Source organism: Paraburkholderia sabiae (genome assembly GCF_030412785.1).
In the GTDB taxonomy this organism is placed as follows: domain Bacteria; phylum Pseudomonadota; class Gammaproteobacteria; order Burkholderiales; family Burkholderiaceae; genus Paraburkholderia; species Paraburkholderia sabiae.
The window spans coordinates 1,906,874-1,927,736 of the sequence record NZ_CP125295.1; the positions used below are offsets into that span (position 1 = coordinate 1,906,874).

General features: G+C 63.7%; 14 protein-coding genes. 10 read left to right on the top strand and 4 right to left on the bottom strand.

Features of this window, described 5'->3' with window-relative positions:
- Positions 1 to 27: 27 nt before the first annotated feature.
- Together QEN71_RS08540 and QEN71_RS08545 are read right to left on the bottom strand one after the other, a co-directional pair.
- Positions 28 to 858: an alpha/beta fold hydrolase gene (locus QEN71_RS08540; RefSeq protein WP_201654757.1), complete on the bottom strand. Its 831-nt coding sequence runs from the start codon at positions 856 to 858 to the stop codon at positions 28 to 30.
- Between the two features lie 67 nt (positions 859 to 925).
- Positions 926 to 1,333 (bottom strand): hypothetical protein, encoded by a 408-nt coding sequence (locus tag QEN71_RS08545; protein WP_201654755.1) that lies wholly within the window; start codon positions 1,331 to 1,333, stop codon positions 926 to 928.
- A gap of 340 nt (positions 1,334 to 1,673) precedes the next feature.
- Between QEN71_RS08545 and bcsD the strand changes: the two genes are divergently transcribed.
- The 10 genes from bcsD to QEN71_RS08595 all read left to right on the top strand — a co-directional run bounded on the left by bcsD (position 1,674) and on the right by QEN71_RS08595 (position 18,781).
- Positions 1,674 to 2,138, top strand: a complete 465-nt coding sequence (bcsD, locus tag QEN71_RS08550) for a cellulose biosynthesis protein BcsD (RefSeq protein WP_201654752.1) — start codon at positions 1,674 to 1,676, stop codon at positions 2,136 to 2,138.
- A 116-nt stretch (positions 2,139 to 2,254) separates the two neighbouring features.
- Positions 2,255 to 3,067 (top strand): cellulose biosynthesis protein BcsP, encoded by an 813-nt coding sequence (gene bcsP / locus QEN71_RS08555; RefSeq protein ID WP_201654749.1) that lies wholly within the window; start codon positions 2,255 to 2,257, stop codon positions 3,065 to 3,067.
- Positions 3,064 to 3,852 carry a cellulose biosynthesis protein BcsQ gene (gene bcsQ / locus QEN71_RS08560; RefSeq protein WP_201654746.1) on the top strand — a complete coding sequence of 263 codons (789 nt, stop codon included), beginning with the start codon at positions 3,064 to 3,066 and terminating at the stop codon, positions 3,850 to 3,852. The genes bcsP and bcsQ overlap by 4 nt, the downstream gene beginning before the upstream one ends.
- Entirely contained in the window at positions 3,849 to 6,080 is a 2,232-nt protein-coding gene (gene bcsA, locus QEN71_RS08565; protein ID WP_201654743.1) for a UDP-forming cellulose synthase catalytic subunit, read from the top strand. The genes bcsQ and bcsA overlap by 4 nt, the downstream gene beginning before the upstream one ends.
- A 3-nt stretch (positions 6,081 to 6,083) precedes the next feature.
- On the top strand, positions 6,084 to 8,648 hold the full coding sequence (gene bcsB, locus QEN71_RS08570) for a cellulose biosynthesis cyclic di-GMP-binding regulatory protein BcsB (RefSeq protein ID WP_201654740.1): 2,565 nt from the start codon (positions 6,084 to 6,086) through the stop codon (positions 8,646 to 8,648).
- Position 8,649: 1 nt separating this feature from the next.
- On the top strand, positions 8,650 to 9,867 hold the full coding sequence (bcsZ, locus tag QEN71_RS08575; RefSeq protein WP_201654737.1) for a cellulose synthase complex periplasmic endoglucanase BcsZ: 1,218 nt from the start codon (positions 8,650 to 8,652) through the stop codon (positions 9,865 to 9,867).
- Entirely contained in the window at positions 9,840 to 14,534 is a 4,695-nt protein-coding gene (locus QEN71_RS08580; RefSeq protein WP_201654734.1) for a cellulose synthase subunit BcsC-related outer membrane protein, read from the top strand. Before bcsZ ends, QEN71_RS08580 begins: the two co-directional genes overlap by 28 nt.
- A 278-nt stretch (positions 14,535 to 14,812) precedes the next feature.
- Positions 14,813 to 15,268 (top strand): (2Fe-2S)-binding protein, encoded by a 456-nt coding sequence (locus QEN71_RS08585; RefSeq protein ID WP_201654731.1) that lies wholly within the window; start codon positions 14,813 to 14,815, stop codon positions 15,266 to 15,268.
- Position 15,269: 1 nt separating this feature from the next.
- Complete coding sequence (locus QEN71_RS08590) at positions 15,270 to 17,507, top strand: xanthine dehydrogenase family protein molybdopterin-binding subunit (RefSeq protein ID WP_201654728.1); 2,238 nt, start codon at positions 15,270 to 15,272, stop codon at positions 17,505 to 17,507.
- 11 nt (positions 17,508 to 17,518) lie between these two features.
- A complete protein-coding gene (locus QEN71_RS08595) occupies positions 17,519 to 18,781 on the top strand; it encodes a c-type cytochrome (RefSeq protein WP_201654725.1) in 1,263 nt (420 codons plus the stop codon).
- A 637-nt stretch (positions 18,782 to 19,418) separates the two neighbouring features.
- Here QEN71_RS08595 and QEN71_RS08600 read toward each other — a convergent pair.
- Together QEN71_RS08600 and QEN71_RS08605 are read right to left on the bottom strand one after the other, a co-directional pair.
- Entirely contained in the window at positions 19,419 to 20,075 is a 657-nt protein-coding gene (locus tag QEN71_RS08600) for an amino acid ABC transporter permease (RefSeq protein ID WP_201654722.1), read from the bottom strand.
- Positions 20,072 to 20,821 carry an amino acid ABC transporter permease gene (locus QEN71_RS08605; RefSeq protein ID WP_201654719.1) on the bottom strand — a complete coding sequence of 250 codons (750 nt, stop codon included), beginning with the start codon at positions 20,819 to 20,821 and terminating at the stop codon, positions 20,072 to 20,074. The genes QEN71_RS08600 and QEN71_RS08605 overlap by 4 nt, the downstream gene beginning before the upstream one ends.
- Positions 20,822 to 20,863 lie beyond the last annotated feature (42 nt).

Sequence of the window (20,863 nt, forward strand, 5' to 3'; positions counted from 1 at the left end):
CTTCGCCGGAGCCTTTCTGTTTGATGCTTACCCGAGCCAGCGCAACACCGCGGCGACGATGGCCTCGGGCGCGTCTTCCTGCATCAGATGCCCGGCGTTCGGCACCGGCTGGAAACGCGCGTCCGGAATGACGCTCGCCAGTTGCCTGCCGCGTTCGATGGGAATCCACTCGTCGTCCTCGCCCCACAGAATCTGCGTGCGGCAACGCATGTGCGGATAGCGCGCTTCGACTTCATCCGTATAGCGCTGATCCATCTGCGCGATCTGACGGTAGAACGCGGGCTGACCGACCTCGCCGAGCCATGGCGCGACGTAAGGCGCGAGTTCGTCGTCGGCAATCGCCCTTGCAATCGAACCGCGAATGTATGCGTTGACGACGGCCTCATGAATATAAGCGGGCAGACCCGCAAAAGCCGCTGCATGCTCGCGCACATGCCGCACGAACGGCGATCCCCACGGAGCGACGGCGACGGGATCGATCAGCGTGAGGCTCGCATAATCGCAACCGTCGATCAGATGCGCGCGCAACGCCGTCGCGCCGCCGAAGTCATGCGCCACGACATCGGGCAAATTCGCGGGCGTATTCAGCTTCCAGTGTTCGAGCAGGGCGGCGAGCAAGCCGTTCTGCACACCGAGCGACACATCCTGGCCATCGCGCCGTTCCGATTGGCCATAGCCGAGCAGGTCGTAGACATGGACCTTGCGGTCGCGCGCGAGATGCGGCGCGATGCGATGCCAGACCCACGACGAAAACGGCGTGCCGTGAATCAGCACGACGGGCGGTCCATCGCCGAAGGTCCGATAACGAACCGTCTGATCGCGATACGTGAACTGCTGATCGAGCGTCCAGTGCGTCATGCGTATTCAACTCCCGATGCAGATTTGCACCTTGAATAACGACTCAAATGCGAAACAAAGAAGCCGATTAATCGCCGGATTCGATCGACTTCAAAATCGGCGCGACTTGTCCGTGCGCGTGCAATATCGCGGGACTGTGCTGCAAAATTTGCCGGTAATGCGGCAGGAAAATATTGCCTGGTAAATTCTCGGAGAAAAGTCCCGCGACGGATTCAACCGCCGCCACGCGATCAGCACTCGTCACTTCTTTATCGTCGAGAATCTCATCGACATTTGCGATTACCGTCGACAACGGATTCAGCCAGCGAAACCCCGTGCCGTTGATCAGCACCTGCAGGAAGGCGGCCGGGGTGACGGGGCCGAACTCCTTCTCATACAATGCGCGCTCGTGATCGAGTATGGCCTTATGCAGCACAAGTAGGGGCTTGCGAATGGCGCTGAGAAACTGAACGGCGCGTTCGTCGGTGATGTTCATCGTTTGACTCCCGAAGCATTTCAATTGAAGCAGGGCGAAACCGGTATTTGAACCGCATTTTGACGTAAGGCAATGGAAGAATGCGTAGGCGAATGAAGCATTCGATCAACCGCCCAGAGCCCATGCGAAAGAGCAAGCGCAAAAAAATCGCTCGTCGTCCGCTTTCCACATCCGCAACAATGCCGGTTGCCTTTTTATCGCCACCTGAACGATGCTATGCTGGCGACGCCCATTGTGACGGTTCGCTCAACAAATCAGTCTGTCGAAGTAACGGTGTTCGATACTGGTTTACCAGTGCCATGCCGGTCAACCATACGCGCACGTAATCAACCTCTCGGACATGCAAGACGAACACACGGCAACCCTGCTCGACTATTACACGCGACATCAGACGTCCGTGCAATGGCGCGGCTTTCTCAGCGCGCTCGCCGAAGAGTTCGAGACACAGCTTGATCCGTCGCAACTACGCATACTGATGGCGCGCATCGGCGCACGTTTTGCCGCAAGGTATCCTGCCGGCGATTGCACGACGCTCGACGACCTCGCTTCCTTTCTCAACGCCGTCTGGTCGGAACTCGACTGGGGCTTCGTGCGTCTTGTCGAACGGGACGATTATCTTTCCATCGAGCATGCCTGCGCACCGCTTGCCGTATTCGGCGAACGGGCGGCGGCGTGGGCGTCGGCTTTTCTCGAAGGCGCGTATCAGCACTGGCTGAATGAACTGGGCGCGGGCTCGCTGGCGTTGCAGGAATATCAAAGCGCGAACGCTCATTCGTACGAGTTCAGACTGTTGAAGTCGCCTTGACTGACGCGCACTAAACCTGGCGTCGGCGGCGACGTTAACCATATAGTGAAACAGCGGGCTCTGACGGAACACGCTGTTGTAGTGCAGGGATGCGCAGGACAAGTAGAGGAAACATCATGAGCGTTTCAGACGACGTCGGTAATCTGTTCCGGCGCTTCGGTGGCGACGCCGGGCAATATCAGGAAGTCGCGCGCGATGACGAAGCGAAGCAGGCAGCATTGCGCTGGCCTTTGCTGAACGCGCTCGATATCGCGCATGCCGGGCCGGTGCCGGATGCGGGGCGCCCCGTGACGGCGGCAGCGCCGGTCCATCGTGCGGAGTCGGCCGCTTCGTCGTCGGCGGCACAAAGTGAAGCGTCCGCCGCCGAGCCCGCCGCGCCGACGCGTTTGCCGCTGTTCGCCCGCGGTCATCGACATGCGACGATGCCGCCGCCCGTCGCGTCCGCACAGCCGGGCGCAAACCGCTTCAGCCCGCCGCCGACCGTTGCGCCTTCGCCGGAGCGCAACAGTGCTGCCGCCAACGCGCCGAGCATGTCGGCTGCGACGGCGGCTTCGTCTGCTGCGACGGCGGCTTCGTCTACTGCTACGGCGGTTGCGGCTCCGACGCCGGTCGTGCCACAACATGACGCACAAGCCATCCCGGCGCCCCCTTTTTTAAGTAAACGCCAAACGTTTGCTTCTTCCCCATTTAACAATCCGGTTCCGGAGAGCCCGCGCGCAGCGCCTTCGACGCCCGCACAGCAGCAGGGCGGCTCGATACTTTCGGGTCTGTTCGGAAGCAAGCCCGCCGCACAATCCACGGCATCCGCCGCCGCGCCGTCGAAAGATCTGTCGGCGCTGTTCGCGCGTCTGTCGGGCGCCCCGGCAGCGCCTGCCCGTTCACTGCGCGACACCTTCCGTTCGCGCTACAAGGCGGATGGTGACGCATGAGAGTCGTCTCGGTTGTCTCTGCAAAAGGTGGCGTCGGTAAGACGACGCTCGCCGCGAATCTCGCGTCCGTGCTCGGCTCGAACGGTCGCCGTGTGATCGCCGTCGACTTCGATCCGCAGAACGCGCTGCGTCTGCACTTCGGCATTCCTATCGACAACTACGACGGCGTCGCACGCGCGACATTGTCGGGCGCATCGTGGCGCACGGTGATGTTCGACGGTATCGACAGCATCACGGCCTTGCCGCACGGCGCGCTGAACGAAGACGACCGGCGCGTGTTCGAGGCGCGGCTCGACAGCGATCCGTATCTGATCCGCGAATCGCTCGAATCGCTGGCGCTCGACGCCAACGACATCGTGCTGATCGACACGCCGCCTGGCGCGACCGTCTACACGCGCGCTGCCTTGCTGGCCGCCGACTTCGTGCTGAACGTCGTGATCGCCGATGCCGCGTCGTACGCGGCGATTCCGCAGATGGAGCGGTTGATCCAGACGTACGCGTTGCCGCGCCAAGATTTCATCGGTTACGGCTACGTGATCAATCAGGTCGACCAGAGCCGCAGTCTCACGAAAGACGTCGTGAAGGTTCTGCGCGATGCGCTCGCCGGTCATCTGTTCCCGGGCGTCATCCATCTCGATCAGGGCGTCAGCGAATCGCTCGCGTACGACACGACCGTGATTCACTACGACACGCACAGCCAGGCCGCCGCCGATCTGCGCGCGTGCGGCGAATGGCTGGGCGCATGCCTGAACGGTCAGGCCAGGTTGCCGAGGAACGTCGCATGAGCACCGCGCCCGAAGACATCCTCGAAGCCGTCGACGCCGAGCCGCCACGTCGCTCGCGCTTCGACCGGCTCGCGTCGCATCTGATCGACGGACGCATTATCGGCAGCACGCCCGTCACAATCGTGCTGGTGCTGTTCGCGCTGGCGGCGCTGTTCTTCGTGTTCACGGTGCCGCTCGCGTTCGGCGAGCAACTGACGTTCGCGATCTGCTGCTTCGTCTGTGCGCTGCTGTTCCGGCGCGCGAAAGGCCATTACGCGACGCTCGTGATGATCATGCTGTCGGTGATCGCGACGGGCCGCTATATGTACTGGCGTCTGACGGAGACCACTTACTGGGAGCGTCCGCTCGACGCCGCGTGGGGTCTGCTGCTGGTGTCGGCGGAAGTCTATGCGGCGCTCGTGCTGATGCTCGGCTACTTCCAGACGGCCTGGCCGCTGCGGCGCAAGCCGTTGCCGCTGCCTGTCGACCGCAACGACTGGCCGACCGTCGACATCTTCATTCCGACCTACAACGAGCCGCTCTCCGTCGTGAAGCCGACCGTCTACGCGGCGATCGCGCTCGACTATCCGAAAGACAAGCTGTCCATTCACGTGCTCGACGACGGGCGCCGTCCCGAGTTCAAGGCGTTCTGCGAGGAAGTCGGCGTCGCGTGGACGATCCGCTCGCACAACCGTCACGCGAAGGCGGGCAACATCAACGAAGCGCTGAAGATCACCGACGGCGAATACTTCGCGATCTTCGACTGCGATCACATTCCGACGCGCTCGTTTCTGCAAGTGGGACTCGGCTGGTTCCTGCGCGACAAGAAGCTGTCGATGCTGCAGACGCCGCACCATTTCTTTTCCGCCGATCCGTTCGAAAAGAATCTCGGCACGTTCCGCAAGGTGCCGAACGAGGGCGAGCTGTTCTACGGCCTTGTGCAGGACGGCAACGACCTGTGGAACGCAACGTTCTTCTGCGGCTCATGTGCGCTGCTGCGCCGTACGATGGTCGAAGAAATCGGCGGCATCGCCGTCGAGACCGTGACGGAAGACGCGCACACCGCGCTCAAGCTGCACCGCAAAGGCTACACAACAGCGTATCTCGCGATTCCGCAAGCCGCGGGTCTCGCGACGGAAAGTCTCGGCGGACACATCGGCCAGCGCATCCGCTGGGCGCGCGGCATGACGCAGATTTTCCGGATCGACAATCCGCTGACGGGCGGCGGGCTCTCGTTCGGCCAGCGGCTTTGCTATCTGAACGCGATGATGCATTTCTTCTACGGCATCCCGCGTCTCGTGTTCCTGACGGCGCCGCTGTCGTTCCTGTTCTTCAACGCGCACATCATCCAGGCGGCGGCGGGCACGATCGCAATCTTCGCGCTGCCGCACATGTTCCACGCGAACATCACGAACTCGCGGATGCAGCAGAAGTTCCGCCACTCGTTCTGGTCCGAGGTCTACGAGTCGGTGCTCGCGTCGTACATCACGGCGCCGACGCTGCTCGCGCTGATCAACCCGAAGCTCGGCAAGTTCAACGTGACAGCGAAGGGCGGCCGGATCGAAGAGCAGTATTTCGACTGGGCCATTTCGCGTCCGTATCTGATCCTGCTGGCGCTGAACCTGATCGGCTTTGTTGTCGGGTGCGTGCATATCGCGCTGCATGCCAGTTCGCACAGCGAAGTGCAGACGACCGTGCTGAACCTCGCATGGACGGGCTACAACATGTTGATTCTCGGCGCGAGCGTCGCGGCGGCGCGCGAGCAGCGCCAGGTGCGCTCCACGCACCGCGTCGCGATGCGCATTCCGGCGTCGCTGCGCTTTTCGACGGGCCGCACGCTGACTTGCGAAACGGTCGACTACGCGGAAGGCGGCCTCGCGCTGCAACTGCCCGCCGCGATCCAGGTGCCGCTGCATGAGAAGGTCGTCGTGTCGCTGTTTCGCGGCCACGACGAGTTCGTGTTTCCCGCCGATGTCACCTATGCAGTGCCGGGCCGCGTCGGCCTGAAATTTGCTGCCATGACGCGCGAACAGGAACTCGACTTTGTGCAGAGCACGTTCGCGCGCGCCGACGCCTGGACCGGCTGGGCGGAAGGGCGCGAAGTGGACACGCCGCTCAAGAGTCTCTCGCATGTGATGCGCGTCGGCCTGGGCGGGATCGGCGGGCTGTTCGAACATCTGTACGCCGACCTGCGCACGCTGCGCAGTCGACGCAAGGCCGCAGCAAACGACGCGAAGAACGGAAAATAAACGATGGGGATCTTGCGAAACGACGACGCTGTATCAGCGGCGATGAGGGCGGGTGTGCGCGCTGGCGTGAGCATGCTGGCGCGCCGCATGTGCAGGTTGCCGCTGCGCGCGACGGTTGCGGCGCTGCTGTTCGCGGCCACGTTGCCCGCCGTGCAGGCAGCATCCGATACCGCGCCGGGTGCGATCCCGGCGACGAACGCGCAACTCGCAGTGACGCCGGGCACGACTCCGGCAAACAAGCCGCTCGTCGCCCAATCAACCGCGCCCGCATCCGCCGATAACGCCTTGCCGCCGCTGCCGTCGGCCAAGCCCGTCGATCCGCGCGCGGCGCAGCAGCCGTCGTTCGCCGAGCCGACGCCGCAGACCTTCGCCGCCGTGCGCAGCGGCCGCGACACGATGCCGACCACAGCGGACAACGGCACGGCCGTCTCGGGCGGTCGCCGTCAGACCTTCACGTTCGCGCAACTCGGCGCGCTCGATCCGTTGCAACTGCGCGGTGTCGACGGACAGAACGGCGTGCCGTTCTCGGTGCGCGCCGACGAAGTGGTGACGGGTGCAAATCTGCATCTGATCTACAGCTATTCGCCGTCGCTGCTGTCGAACCTGTCGCATCTGAAAGTGCTCGTGAACGGCGAAGTGGCCGCGACGCTGCCGCTGCCGCGCGAGCAGGCGGGCACGCTGCTCGCGCGCGACATTCCGCTCGAACCGCGCCTCATCACCGAGTTCAATCACCTCAACGTGCAGTTGATTGGTCATTACACGCAAGGCTGTGAAGATCCCGCGAGCAGCGCGCTGTGGGCGACAGTGAGCAACGCGAGTTCGCTCGATCTGACGTTCGCGTCGCTGGCGACGAAACCGGATCTCGGCGCGTTGCCGCTGCCGTTCTTCGACCGGCGCGATATCCGCCGGCTCGAATTACCGTTCGTGTTCGCCGCGAAGCCCTCGTCGCAAGCACTCGAAGCGGCGGGCGCCGTCGCGTCGTGGTTCGGCTCGCTGGCCGGCTATCGCGGCGCGCTGTTCCCCGCGCAACTCGACAACGCGCCGCTGTCGGGCAACGCCGTGGTGTTCGCGACCAACGACGAACGTCCCGCGGGCGTCACGCTGCCGACCATCAACGGTCCGATGCTCGCGATCGTCGATCGCGAGGCGCCCGCGCGCGGCAAGCTGCTGCTCGTGATGGGCCGTGACGCGCGCGAGCTGAAGATCGCGGCGAACGCGCTGTCGCTCGGCGAGGCGGCGCTGTCGGGCACCGTGCAGACGATCACGCACGTCGATGCGCCGCGCGCGCGTCAGCCGTACGATGCACCGGGCTGGCTGCCGACCGACCGCGCTGTGCGTTTCGGTGAACTGACCGTGCCGAAGGATCTGTCCGTGCGCGGCTACAACCCCGACGTGGTGCGCGTCGATCTGCGCATCGCGCCCGATCTCTTCACGTGGCGCACGAAGGGCGTGCCCGTCGATCTGCGTTACCGCTACACGGTGCGTCCCGCCCCCGATCGTTCGACTTTGAACGTCAGCGTCAACAACAACTTCGTGCAGGCGCTGCGCATTCCGGCCGAGTCGTCGTCGATGCTCGATCTCGGCCGCTATCTGAACCGGATGCTGCCGGATCACACAGCGCCCGCGTCGAAAGAGATCTACATTCCGCCGCATCTGCTCGCGTCGCAGGCGCAGTTGCGTTTCCACTTCTACTACGACATGCCGAAGACGGGCGAATGCCAGGGGCAGGTGCTCGACAACGTGCGCGGCGAGATCGATCCCGATTCGACGATCGATCTGTCGTCGTTCCCGCATTACATGGCGCTGCCCGATCTTGCCGCGTTCGCGAACAGCGGTTGGCCGTTCACGAAGCTCGCCGACCTGTCGCAGACGGCCGTGGTCCTGCCCGTCAACGCGAACCCGAGCGACTACAGCCTTTATCTGATGGTGATGGGCCGCATGGGCGCATCGACGGTGTATCCCGTGACGGGCGTCACCGTCGCGACGGCCGCCGACGTGCAGCGTCTCGCCGACAAGGATCTGCTCGTGATCGGCGCGCCCGGCCAGCAGCCGTTATTGACCACATGGGAAAAAGACATGCCGTTCGCCGCCGCCGACGACGCGCGGCGCATGCAGTTCTCGAACGTGTCGTTCCGCATCGCCAACTGGTGGCACGGCAATCGCGGGGGCGTGCGCACGGCGGGGCGCGCGGACCTGTCGCTGGTGAATGCATCCGGCGACGCGATCATCACCGGCTTCCAGTCGCCGCTCGAAAAAGGCCGCAGCGTGGTTGCGCTGATTTCGGCGCCGGGCCAGTCCGAAACCGATCTGACCAACGCGATGCTCGACCCCGATCTCGTGCAGGGGATTCAGGGCGGACTGACGGTCGTGCGCGGCCGGACGCTCGAAGTGGTGTCGAACGGCGATGTGTACTACGTCGGCCATCTGTCGCCCGTCGAGTACATGCGCTGGGCGCTGTCCGTGCATCCGCTGCTGCTGATGTTCGGCGGCCTGCTGGCGGCGCTGATCATCGCGGCCGTGTTCTACCGGCTGTTGCGTGCCGTCGCCGCGCGCCGGCTGAAGGATTGACATGCGGGCGGCGTTTTCCCTTCGCCCATTGCGCCCATTGCGCGCGCCGCTCGTTCGCGCGCTTGCGTGCGCGAGTTTCGTCGTGGGCATGACGGGCTCCGCGCAAGCCGCAACTTGTGACGACTGGTCCGCGTATCGCGCGTTCGTGTCGCGCTTCGTGCAGCAGGACGGACGCGTCGTCGATTTTTCGACGCCCACGCAGCAGACCACGTCGGAAGGCCAGTCGTACGGCCTGTTCTTCGCGCTCGTCGCCAACGACCGCGCGACCTTCGAGCGCCTGTTGCGCTGGACGCGCGCCAATCTGTCGGCGGGCCGTTTCGACGGCGACGATGTGAAGCTGCCGTCGTGGCAATGGGGCAAGAAACCGGACGGCTCGTATGGCGTGATCGATCCGAATTCGGCTGCCGATTCCGATGTGTGGATCGCCTACGATCTGTTCGAGGCAGGGCGTCTGTGGCATGAGCCCGCGTACACGAAGCTCGCGTACGCGCTCGTCACGCAGATCGAAAAGCAGGAAGTCGCCGATCTGCGCGGTCTCGGTCCGATGCTCTTGCCCGGTCCGCAAGGTTTCCGCAACGGCTCGACGACGCGTCTGAATCCGAGCTATCTGCCGTTGCCATTGATTCGTGCGCTTGCCGCACAGTCGCCGAACGGGCCGTGGTCGCGCGTCGCGGACAATGCGTACAAGCTCGTCAAGACGACCGCGCCGCTCGGCTATGCGCCGGACTGGGCGGCGTATCGTGATGGGCAGTTCATCGTCGATCCGCAAAAGGGCGATGTCGGCAGCTACGACGCGATTCGTGTGTATCTGTGGGCAGGCCTGACGGCTTCCACCGATCCTCTCGCGAAGCCCTGGCTCGCCGCGCTGCACGGCATGCGCGACCGGATCGCGCAGACGGGCGTGCCGCCGGAAAAAGTCGCGACGACCACGGGCAACGCGACGGGCGAAGGCCCGATCGGCTTCTGGGGCGCGCTGCTGCCGTATTTCCGCGCGCTCGGCGACACGCGCGCCGCGGGCCTCGCGCAGACGCATCTGGCCTCGCTCGCGACGCCCGCGCCAGGCGCCGCGCAAACCACTCAAAACCAGCCTGTCTATTACGACGAGGTGTTGATGCTCTTCGGTACAGGGTCCGCAGACGGCCGCTACCGCTTCGATGAAAACGGCCGTCTCGTGCCGCGTTGGGAGAACACATGCCAATCCGCCAACGCGCGCTCGTAATCGGTGTCGCGCTCACGCTCGGTGCGGGCGCGGCGGCGTCGGCATTCGCCCAGGCACAGACGCAGGCGCAGCCGAACGACCCGATGAACGTGCTGATCGATCAGGGCAAGTACTGGCAGGCGCACAAGCGCGGCGACCTCGCCGAACAGGCGTGGCTGAAAGTGTTGCGCATCGATCCTAAGCAGCCCGACGCGCTGTACGGCATGGGCATCGTGATGTCCGACCGCAAGGACGGCGCGGGCGCGCAGCAATATCTCGCGCGGCTGCGCCAGGCCGCGCCGAACTATCCGAACATCGACGAACTCGCGCGCCGTCTCGGCCAGTCGAGTCCGACCGATCAGGCCGTCAACGATGCGCGGCGGCTGGCGCAGTCAGGTCAGCAGGCATCGGCGGCGCAGGCTTACCGTCAGGCGCTCGGCGCGAAGCCGAACAATCCGCAGCTTGCGCTCGAGTATTACCAGGCGCTCGGTTCGTCGCCACAAGGCTGGGAAGAGGCGCGTCGCGGACTCGAACAGCTGGCGCGCGAACATCGCGACGATCCGCATTTTGCGCTCGCGTATGCGCAGCATCTGACGTATCGCGAGGCGAACCGGCGCGAGGGCATCGAACAGCTTGCGCAGTTGTCGAAGGATTCGATCGTCGGCGCGCAGGCGAAGGCAGCCTGGCGTCAGGCGCTGCTGTGGCTCGGCGTACGCGCGTCGGATGCGCCGCTGTTTCAGGCGTATCTGTCCGTCGCGCCCGACGATGCCGCCGTCAAGGCGCGCGCCGATTCGATCGCGGAACAGGACCGTCGCGCGAGCGAGCGTGCGCAGCAGAATGCCGGCTCGGACGCGCGCGGCCGCGCCGTGGCCGAAGGTTTCGCGGCGCTCGATCGTGGCGATCTCGTCACGGCAAAGGCGCGCTTTTCGTCGGTGCTCGCGAGTGCACCGAACGACGGCGACGCGCTCGGCGGCATGGGCGTCGCGCTGCTCAAGCAGGAGCAGTTCGCGCAGGCGCGCGAGTATCTGCTGCGCGCGTCGCAGCAGGGCGGCGCGGCGCGCTGGCGCGAGGCGCTCAACAGCGCGACGTACTGGATGTACACGAGCGAAGGCCTCGGCGAGCAGAGCAACGGCAATCTGACGCAGGCGAAGGCATCGTTCGAAAAGGCGATCGCCGTGAGTCCCGGCGACGTGACGGCGCAAACCGCGCTCGGCGATCTGCTGATGCAAGGCGGCGATCCGCGCGGCGCGGAAGCGGCGTTCCGGATGGCGCTGCGTCGTCAGGCCGACAACCCCGATGCGATTCGCGGGCTGGTCGGCGCGCTCGCCGCGCAAGGACGCGGCGACGAGGCGCTCAGTTTCGCGAACCAGTTGACGGACGAGCAGCGCAAGAAAGTGGGCGGCGCAGATCGTCTGCGCGGCGAGGCGCAGGCGGCGCAGGCGCGCGCGGCTGAAGCGCGCGGCGATCTCGGCAATGCGCGCAGCCTGTTCGAAGACGCGCTGCTGAGCAATCCCGACGATCCGTGGCTGCGTCTCGACCTCGCGCGCATCTACGCGAAGCAGGGCGCGTATGCGAATGCGAAGAGCATCATGGATGGCCTGATCGCGCTGCATCCGGACATGCCCGACGCGTACTACGCGAGCGCCTTGCTCGCCGCCGACATGCAGGACTGGCGCTACGGCCTGTCGCAACTCGAACACATTCCCGCGAATAAACGCACCGACCAGATGGCGATGCTGCAGCATCGGCTGTGGGTACATCAGCAGTGCGACGAAGCCGTGGCGCTCGCGAAAAGCGGCCGTGTCGCGCAAGCGCGCGCGCTGCTGCAGAACGCGGAGCCGGTCGCGGGCACGAATGCCGAGCTGATCGGCGCGATTGCGTCGGCGTATGTGAATACGGGCGATACGGCGCGTGCGTTGATGATGGTGCGCAGCGCCGTCGCGCGATCACCGAACGACGCGGGCTTGCTGCTCACCGATGCGGGCATTCTGCTGAACGCGGGCCAGGACGTCGAGCTGGGCGAAGTGATGCGCCGCCTGGCATCGATGCAACTGACGGGCCAGCAGCGCAGCGACTTCGAGAAGATCAACGTGGCGATCGTCGTGCGCCGAACGGACGCGCTGCGTCAGGCGAACGACCTGGCAAGCGCCTTCGACGTGCTGTCGCCGTGGCTCGCCGCGCGGCCGAACGATCCCGACATTCTGGCTGCGCTCGCGCGCCTGTACACCGCGAACAACGACAACGCGAACGCGCTGGCAACGTATCGCCTCGCGCTCGCGCAGAATCCGAACGATCTCGGCCTGCTGCTGAACGCGGCGGGCGCGGCAACGCAGATCCGCAAGTTCGATTTCGCCGAATCGACGCTGAAGCAGGCGTTGCGCATCGCGCCGAACAATGCCGACGCGCTCGCCGCGATGGGCCGCATGTATCGCGCGCAAGGCCGGAACAGTCTGGCCGCGCAGTATTTCCAGCGTGCACTGATTGCGCAGAATGCGCCGCTCGCGCGTCCCGGCGCGCAAACGGCGGGCGCGAACGGACAGCCTGTGCCGAGCGGCTGGGACGTGCCGCTGCGCTCGCGAGGTCCGATTCCGCTGCCCGGCACGAATCCGTTTGCGAACCGGACGTCGGCGGATGCGTCGAACAGTGTGCCGTTCCCTGCGCAGAACACTCAACCGTATCCGATGCCCGCCATGCCTGCCTATACTCCGCCGACGCAGCCGGCAACCGCGCCATATGCGCCTTATGTCGCGCCGCAGCCGCAAATGCAACCGGCCATGCAGATCAATTCGCTCGGCGTTCTCGCGCCGCAAGCGAAATCGGACGAGCGCGATACGTCGCCCGATGCGGACGGTTACGGTCCCGATCAATACGGTTCGTCGCAGTCGGGCGGCGGGCTCGCGCCGGGGCAGGCGTATCCGGCGCAAGCTTATGCGCAGCCTCAGCCTTATCAGCAGCCGTATCAACAGCCGTATGCGCAGCAGATGCCCGCGCATCCGTATCCGCAACCGGTGTACGCGCAACCGAACGATGTGAGCACGCCCTGGCCGATGTCACCTCAGGCGCAAGCCGCCGCGCAGGCGCAGGCGACGCAGCAGCCGATGAACGCACAGCCGGCGTCGAAGAAACGCACGTCGAAGAATGCGCGGACGTCGAATAACAACGCTGCGTATGCGCAGCAGCAGGGCGGTTATCCGTATCCGCAGCAGCAGGCTTACCCGCAGCAGTATCCGCAACAGCAGCCCGCTTATCCGCAGCAGCCATACCCGCAACAGCGCGCGTATGCGCAACAGCCGTATCCGCAGCAGAACTATCAACAGCAACCGTATCCGCAGCAGCCGTATCCTCAACAGGCCTATCCGCAGAACTACACGAACCAGGGCTACGGCCTCGTGCCGTACGTTCCGCAGCCGCCCGCGCCGTATCCGACGCGCAATGCGCAGCTGCAGGACGAACAGAACCGCCAGTATCCGCAGCCGGCGCAGACCCAGCCTCTCACCGTCGAAGAAGAACTCGCACAGATCAACCGCGAGCAGACGAGCACGGTGAGCGGCGGCATCCAGTTTCGCAATCGCGACGGCGAAAACGGCCTGTCGAATCTGACCGACATCGAAGCGCCGCTGCAAGGCCGCATCCGTGCGGGCGATGGACATGTGACCGTCCAGGTCACGCCCGTCACGCTCGATGCGGGCACGGCGAGTAACAACTCGAACACGATCGCGCGCTTCGGTTCGGCGCAGACGGACCAGACGAGCAATCCGTACGGCTCGCAAACGGCGACGGGTGTCGGCGTGGGCGTCGGTTATGACTATCGAGGGCTGAAGGCGGATGTCGGCGCGACGCCGTTCGGTTTTCGCGAGCAGAATCTTGTCGGCGGCGTGCAGTACAAGGGCGGGCTGACCGACAAGGTGTCCTACAGGCTGACGGCGGGACGCCGGGCCGTGACGGACAGCCTGTTGTCCTACGCAGGCGCGCGGGACCAACTGGCTAACCTCGAATGGGGTGGCGTGACGTCGAACGGCATTCGGGCCGACGTCGGCTGGGACGACGGCACCAGCGGCCTGTACGCGAACGCGGCGTGGGACTACTACGATGGCCATCACGTCGCATCGAACAATTCGGTCAAGGGCGGCGGCGGCGTGTACACGCGGCTGTACAAGGATGCCGACCAGACCTTCACGGTCGGCGTGAATACGACGCTGATGCACTACAACAAGAACCTCTCGTACTTTACGTATGGGCAGGGCGGCTACTTCAGTCCGCAGCAGTACGCGATCCTGAATCTGCCGATCGAATGGACAGGGCGCAACGGGCCGTTCACCTACGACCTGAAGGCATCGATCGGCGTGCAGCATTACCGGCAGGACGATTCGCCGTATTTCCCGATCGATCCGGGTCTGCAAAGCTCTGCCGCCTCGCGCTTTGCCAGCGCGAAACAGCCCGTGCCTGACACCAATGCCGTCTATCCTGGCCAGAGCAAGACGGGCGTGTCTTATTCGATCGATGCCGTCGGCGAATATCAGCTGGCGCCGCAACTGGCGGTGGGCGCGGCGGCGTCGTTCGGCAACGCGTACGAATACCGCGAGTTCGTCGCAGCGGTGTACGTGCGTTACGCGTTCACGAAACAGACGGGCCTCGCGATCTTCCCGCCTACAGCGCTCCGCTCGCAGTATCTGCCCGTGAACGAGTAGCGCGTTCTCTCGCGGAAGAAGCAGCGCATTGCCACGTTGCTTCTTCCCGCACTTCCCGCACCTTCGCGTCCCACGCTTCCGACACTTCGCACGCACGTTTTTTAACGTGCCTCTACAATCGACTGAACGATTTCCCGATGCATGCGCAACGTATGCAAGCGGTGCGTATGCACTCGTCGGCATCGCATGATTAGCGCGTCACGTCTAACAAAGAACGGTCATCGACCGGCTTTTGTTCGACGTCGGCGGATAAAAACATCCCACTTACGGAAACGCTCATGACAACGCTGAACATCAACGGTCAGTCTCACACGGTCGACGCGCCGCCCGACATGCCCGTGCTCTGGGTGCTGCGCGATATCGTCGGTCTCACAGGAACGAAGTTCGGTTGCGGCATTGCGCAATGCGGCGCGTGCACCGTGCATCTCGACGGCGTCGCCGTTCGCTCGTGCGTGCTGCCCATCGCGGCAGTCGGCGACAAGAAGATCACGACGATCGAAGCCGTCGGCGATACGCCTGCCGGCAAGAAAGTACAGGCCGCGTGGCGGCATATCGACGTCGTGCAATGCGGCTACTGTCAGTCCGGTCAGGTGATGCAGGCGGCGTCGCTGCTCGCGCAGAACCCGAACCCGAGCGACGCCGACATCGACGCAGCCATGGCGGGCAACATCTGCCGCTGCGGCACGTACAACCGCATCCGCGCTGCCGTGAAGCAGGCCGCGAAGGAGGCGTGACATGTCGCAAGGACTGCTCGATGCACAAAACGGCAAGCCGCGCGATGACGATCATGCCGCTCTCTCGCGCCGCACGTTTCTCAAGTTCAGCGCGAGCGTCGCTGCCATGGCGGGCGGTGGACTCATGCTCGGTTTCAGCGTCACCGCACGCGGCCAGGGCGACGTACGCAAGACGGTGATCGGCGGCGACGGCGTGGAGACGCCGCAAAACGGCGTGTTCGCGCCCAACGCGTTCGTGCAGATCGACACGGCAGGCAAGGTCTCGCTGATCATTCCGAAGGTCGAAATGGGCCAGGGCGTGTACACGTCGATTCCGATGCTGATCGCGGAAGAACTCGAAGTGCCGCTCGACAGCGTCACCGTCGATCACGCGCCGCCCAACGAAAAGCTCTTCACGGATCCGTTGCTCGGCGGCCAGCTGACGGGCGGCTCGACGTCGATCCGCTACGCGTGGGAACCGATGCGCCGAGCGGGCGCGACCGCACGCACGCTGCTGATCAACGCGGCCGCGCAGCAGTGGCAGGTCGAACCCGCGTCGTGTCATGCGGAGAACGGCCAGGTGATTCATGCCGACACGAAACGCAGCATCGCGTATGGACAACTCGTCGAAGCGGCGGCGAAGCTGCCCGTTCCCGAGAACGTGCCGCTCAAGGACCCGAAGGATTTCAAGCTGATCGGCACGCAGGCGAAGCGCCTCGATTCGCCGGAGAAGGTGGACGGCAGCGCGATCTTCGGCCTCGACGTGCGTCTGCCCGACATGGTGTACGCGGCCATCGTCAATTGCCCGGTGTTCGGCGGCACGCTCGCGAGCGTCGACGATACGGCGGCGAAGAAGATTCCCGGCGTGCGGCAGATCGTGAAGTTCGACAACGGCGTGGCCGTGATCGGCGATCACACGTGGGCCGCGAAACGCGGCGCGTCGGCGTTGACGATCACGTGGAACGAAGGCGCGGGCGCGACGGTGTCGACGAAGACGATCTTCGACGATCTGGCGAAGGCGTCGCAAGGCAACGGTGCCGTCGCGCGCAAGGAAGGCGACGTGAACAACGCGTTTTCGCAGGCGAAGACGCGCATCGATGCCGTGTATCAGCAGCCGTTTCTCGCGCACGCGACGATGGAGCCGATCAACTGCACGGTGCACGTGAAGCCCGACAGCTGCGAGATCTGGGTCGGCACGCAGGTGCCGACGCGGGCGCGCGATGCGGGCGCGAAGGTCACGGGTCTACCCGCCGACAAGATCATCGTGCACAACTTCCTGCTCGGCGGCGGCTTTGGGCGACGGCTCGAGTTCGACATGGTCACGCAGGCGACGAAGGTAGCGAAACAGCTGAACGTGCCCGTCAAAGTGGTGTGGACGCGCGAGGAAGACATCCAGCACGACATGTTCCGGCCGGCCTACTACGACAGGATTTCCGCGGGGCTCGATGCGAACGGCAAGCCGATTGCGTGGCAGCATCGCATCGTCGGTTCGTCGATTCTCTCGCGATTCGCGCCGCCCGCCGTCAAGAACGGCGTCGATCCCGATGCCGTCGAAGTGGCCGCCGATCTGCCGTACGACCTGCCGAACCAGCTGATCGATTACGTGCGCCAGGAACCGCGCGACATACCGACGGCGTTCTGGCGCGGCGTCGGGCCGACGCGTGGCACATGGGTCGTCGAGAGTTTCATCGACGAACTCGCGGTGCAGGCCAAGGTCGATCCCGTGAAGTATCGGCGCGATCTGCTCGGCAAGACGCCGCGCGCGTTGAATGTGTTGAACGTCGCGACGCAGGCAGCAGGCTGGGGCAACGCGGTGCCGAAGGGGCAGGGGCGCGGCGTGTCGGTGATGCATGCGTTCGGCAGCTTCTTTTCGATGGTGGCGGACGTCGCCATCGATCAGGGCGAAGTGCGCGTGACGCGCGTCGTGTGCGCCGTCGATTGCGGCATGGTGGTCAATCCGAACACCGTCGAAGCGCAGATTTCGGGCGGCATCATCTTCGCGATCACGGCGGCGCTGTACGGCGAGATCACGATCGATCGCGGCCGTGTGCAGCAGACCAATTTCACCGACTACCGGATATTGCGCATCCACGAGACGCCGCCTATCGACGTGCATATCGTGAAGAGCAGCGAGGCGCCGGGCGGCATCGGCGAGCCGGGGACGGCGGCTGCCATTCCCGCCGTCGCCAACGCGATCTACGCGGCGACGGGCAAGCGCCTGCGGCAATTGCCCGTCGGCAATCAATTGATGAGCGCATAAGGGGGCCGGCGATGAAAACGACATTCAAGGCTTTGGCTCTGTGCGCCGCGCTTGCGCTGCCGCTGTTTGCAAACGCCGCCGACGATGCGCTCGTCAAGCGTGGCGAATATCTGGCGAAGGCGGGCGACTGCATCGCGTGTCACTCCGCGCCGCACGGCAAGCCGTTCGCGGGCGGCCTGCCGATGATGACGCCGATGGGCGCGATCTACTCGACCAACATCACGCCGGACAAGGATACGGGGATCGGCCAGTACAGCGAGGACGACTTCAGGCGGGCGATGCGCGAAGGCGTCGCGAAGGACGGCCACAATCTGTATCCGGCGATGCCCTATCCGTCGTACGCGAAGGTCAACGACGACGACATGCATGCGCTTTACGCGTACTTCATGAACGGCGTGACGCCTGTGAAGCAGGCGAACCGAGAGTCGGACATCAAGTGGCCGATGAATATGCGCTGGCCGCTGAAGTTCTGGAACATGGTCTTTCTCGACAAGGACGTGTATCGCGACAAGGCTGGCAAGGACGTCGCATGGAATCGCGGCGCGTATCTGATTCAGGGACTCGGGCACTGCGGCTCATGTCATACGCCTCGCGGCGTCGCCTTCCAGGAGAAGGCGCTCGACGAAAGCGGCAGTGCGTTTTTGACGGGCGGTTTGCTCGATAACTGGTTCGCCTCTAATTTGACGGGCGAGCATAACGTCGGTTTGGGCCGTTGGTCGGAAGCCGATGTCGCGCAGTTTCTGAAGACGGGTGCGAACCAGCATGCGTCGGCGTTCGGCGCGATGACGAGCGTGATCAACAACAGTACGCAGGCGATGACGGATGCCGATGTTGCGGCGATGTCGCGGTATCTGAAGTCGCTACCGGCGGCGGGTGGTTCGGGTGGCGCTGCTTATGCGTATGACGCGAAGGCGACGAAGGTGTCGTTGACGCGGCCGGCTAACGATGCGGGGGCTCGGGTTTATACGGCGTATTGCATGCACTGTCATGGGGTCGATGGGCGCGGGTTCGCGCCTATGCTTGCGCCGCTTGCTGGGAATCCTAATGTGCTTGAAAAAGATCCTAGTTCGTTGATTAACGTTACGTTGAATGGGACCGAGGATCTTGTGATTGGTGGGATTCCTGCGGCTTATCCTATGCCTAAGTATGCTTCTGTGCTGAGTGATCAGCAGGTCGCTGATGTGGTTTCGTTTGTTCGTGCTGGATGGAATAATGGCGCGCCTGCTGTTGGCGCTGGTGAAGTTGCCAAGATCAGGAAGGCTACTGTTAAGTAGGTTTTTTGTCTGCGACGCTAGTCGCCATTCTTTTTGCTTTTTTGTTTTTGGCTTTTGGGTGGCATCCGCGAGTTCATGTCTGTGCTTCAGGCGTTGCCCCTGTGCGGGGCGGCACCTACTTTTCTTTGCAGCGGCAAAGAAAAGTAGGCAAAAGAAAGCCGCTTCAAACCTCCGGTGCCTGCCAGGATAACGCCACAATACATGTTCTTTAAGCTGTCGCGCAGCGACGCAAACACTCCGTAGAAAGCCCGCAGTCAGGCGCGCGCGGCGCGAAAGATGACATCCACCTGGGGCACATTCGGTCGGCGGTCTTGTCCGTTTGCCGTCGGCCCAATTGCGGCGGTATGTGCTCCAGACTGTGTGTGGGGTTTTCGCGCAGTGCGCGGTTGACTACGGGCTTTCTACGGAGTGCGGACGTCGCTGCGCGACGGCTCAACTGCGGCATGCCGTAGTGCGAACCTGGCAGGCACCGGAGGTACAAAAGCGGCTTTCTTTTGCCTACTTTTCTTTGCCGCTGCAAAGAAAAGTAGGTGCTGCCCCGCACAGGGGCGACGCGCGAAGTACCAGTAAGAAATCGCGGATGCCACCCAAAAGAAAAAAACAAATAATGGCGACTAGCGTCGCAGACAAAAAACCGTCAACGATGCTGCGTAACCTTATGCTTCCGCTCCAAAACCCGAGCCCACCAGGTCAAAGGAAAACACATTAAAAAATACAAAACAGCAACCATCCCATAGATAGGAAACGGCCGAAACGCAGCATTAGTAATCATGTTGCCGGTCTTGGTAAGCTCGGTGAACCCAATGATAGAAGTGAGAGCAGTACTCTTCACGACCTGCACAAGAAAACCAACGGTAGGAGCAACAGCAATCTTCAAGGCCTGCGGCCAGACAATAAACCGCAATTGCTGCGCAAACGTCATCCCAAGACTAGCCCCAGCGGCCCACTGCCCCCGCGGAACAGCTTCGACACATCCCCGCCAGATATCGGCGAGATAAGCACTGGTATAAAGCGTCAAAGTGACGGTAGCCGCCACCCAGGGCGACACATCGATGCCCATCAACGGCAAACCAAAGAACGCCAGAAACAGTTGCATCAGCAAAGGCGTACCCTGAAACAGCTCGACATACAGCACGACAACGCGGCGCAGCCAGGGCAACGGCGACACCCGCATCGCGAGCAACAACAAGCCGACAACACCGCCGCCGACAAACGCAATCAACGACAGCAACACCGTCCAGCGCGCCGCAAGCAGCAAATTACGCGCAATGTCCCAGAGCGTGAATTCGATCATGACGAGCGCTCCGTCGTCGATGCAGCAGCACGCGCGCCGCGCAATGAGAAAAAGCCACGCTTCGACGTATCGGCGGAACGTGCGGCGCGTCCTGCAAAAAGGCCCTTGCCAAGCCGGTTCAACACCTGCCGCAATACGATCGACAACACCAGATACGTCGTCGTGATGATCACGTACGCCTCGAACGATCGGAAGTTGCGCGACTGGATATAGTTCGCCGCGTAAGTCAGATCGGGCACCGAGATCTGCGACACGACAGCCGAGCCGAGCATCACGATCAACACCTGACTCAACAGCGCAGGAAACACATTGGCAATCGCCTGCGGCAACACGACATGACGGAACACCTGACGTCCCTGCAAGCCGAGCGCTTGCGCTGCCTGAACCTGGCCGCGCGGTATCGAGTCGATCCCCGCACGCACGATTTCAATTGCGTACGCGCCAAGGTTTACCGTCATCGCGAGAATCGCGGCCTGTATTTCGTCGATGTGTATGCCGAGACTCGGCAGCCCGAAAAACACGAAGAACAGCTGCACCAGGAACGGCGTGTTGCGGATCACCTCGACATAGGAAGCGGTCAGCCAGCGCGCCCACTTCGGCCCGGACGCGGCCACCACCGCGCCCGCAATGCCCACCAGTCCGCCGAGCACGGTCGATACCGCCGTCAGCCCGAGCGTCACACCAACGCCACGCACGAGCATCCCCGCATACATGTCGAAACTGCTGAAATCGAACGTGTAACTCATCGCATGCGGCTCATCGTGACATCGGCTGATTGAAGGAAAGGC

Coding starts and splice junctions, on each gene's coding strand:
- QEN71_RS08540 (WP_201654757.1), bottom strand. CDS start 858: ATGACGCACTGGACGCTCGATCAGCAGTTCACGTATCGCGATCAGACG.
- QEN71_RS08545 (WP_201654755.1), bottom strand. CDS start 1,333: ATGAACATCACCGACGAACGCGCCGTTCAGTTTCTCAGCGCCATTCGC.
- bcsD (WP_201654752.1), top strand. CDS start 1,674: ATGCAAGACGAACACACGGCAACCCTGCTCGACTATTACACGCGACAT.
- bcsP (WP_201654749.1), top strand. CDS start 2,255: ATGAGCGTTTCAGACGACGTCGGTAATCTGTTCCGGCGCTTCGGTGGC.
- bcsQ (WP_201654746.1), top strand. CDS start 3,064: ATGAGAGTCGTCTCGGTTGTCTCTGCAAAAGGTGGCGTCGGTAAGACG.
- bcsA (WP_201654743.1), top strand. CDS start 3,849: ATGAGCACCGCGCCCGAAGACATCCTCGAAGCCGTCGACGCCGAGCCG.
- bcsB (WP_201654740.1), top strand. CDS start 6,084: ATGGGGATCTTGCGAAACGACGACGCTGTATCAGCGGCGATGAGGGCG.
- bcsZ (WP_201654737.1), top strand. CDS start 8,650: ATGCGGGCGGCGTTTTCCCTTCGCCCATTGCGCCCATTGCGCGCGCCG.
- QEN71_RS08580 (WP_201654734.1), top strand. CDS start 9,840: ATGCCAATCCGCCAACGCGCGCTCGTAATCGGTGTCGCGCTCACGCTC.
- QEN71_RS08585 (WP_201654731.1), top strand. CDS start 14,813: ATGACAACGCTGAACATCAACGGTCAGTCTCACACGGTCGACGCGCCG.
- QEN71_RS08590 (WP_201654728.1), top strand. CDS start 15,270: ATGTCGCAAGGACTGCTCGATGCACAAAACGGCAAGCCGCGCGATGAC.
- QEN71_RS08595 (WP_201654725.1), top strand. CDS start 17,519: ATGAAAACGACATTCAAGGCTTTGGCTCTGTGCGCCGCGCTTGCGCTG.
- QEN71_RS08600 (WP_201654722.1), bottom strand. CDS start 20,075: ATGATCGAATTCACGCTCTGGGACATTGCGCGTAATTTGCTGCTTGCG.
- QEN71_RS08605 (WP_201654719.1), bottom strand. CDS start 20,821: ATGAGTTACACGTTCGATTTCAGCAGTTTCGACATGTATGCGGGGATG.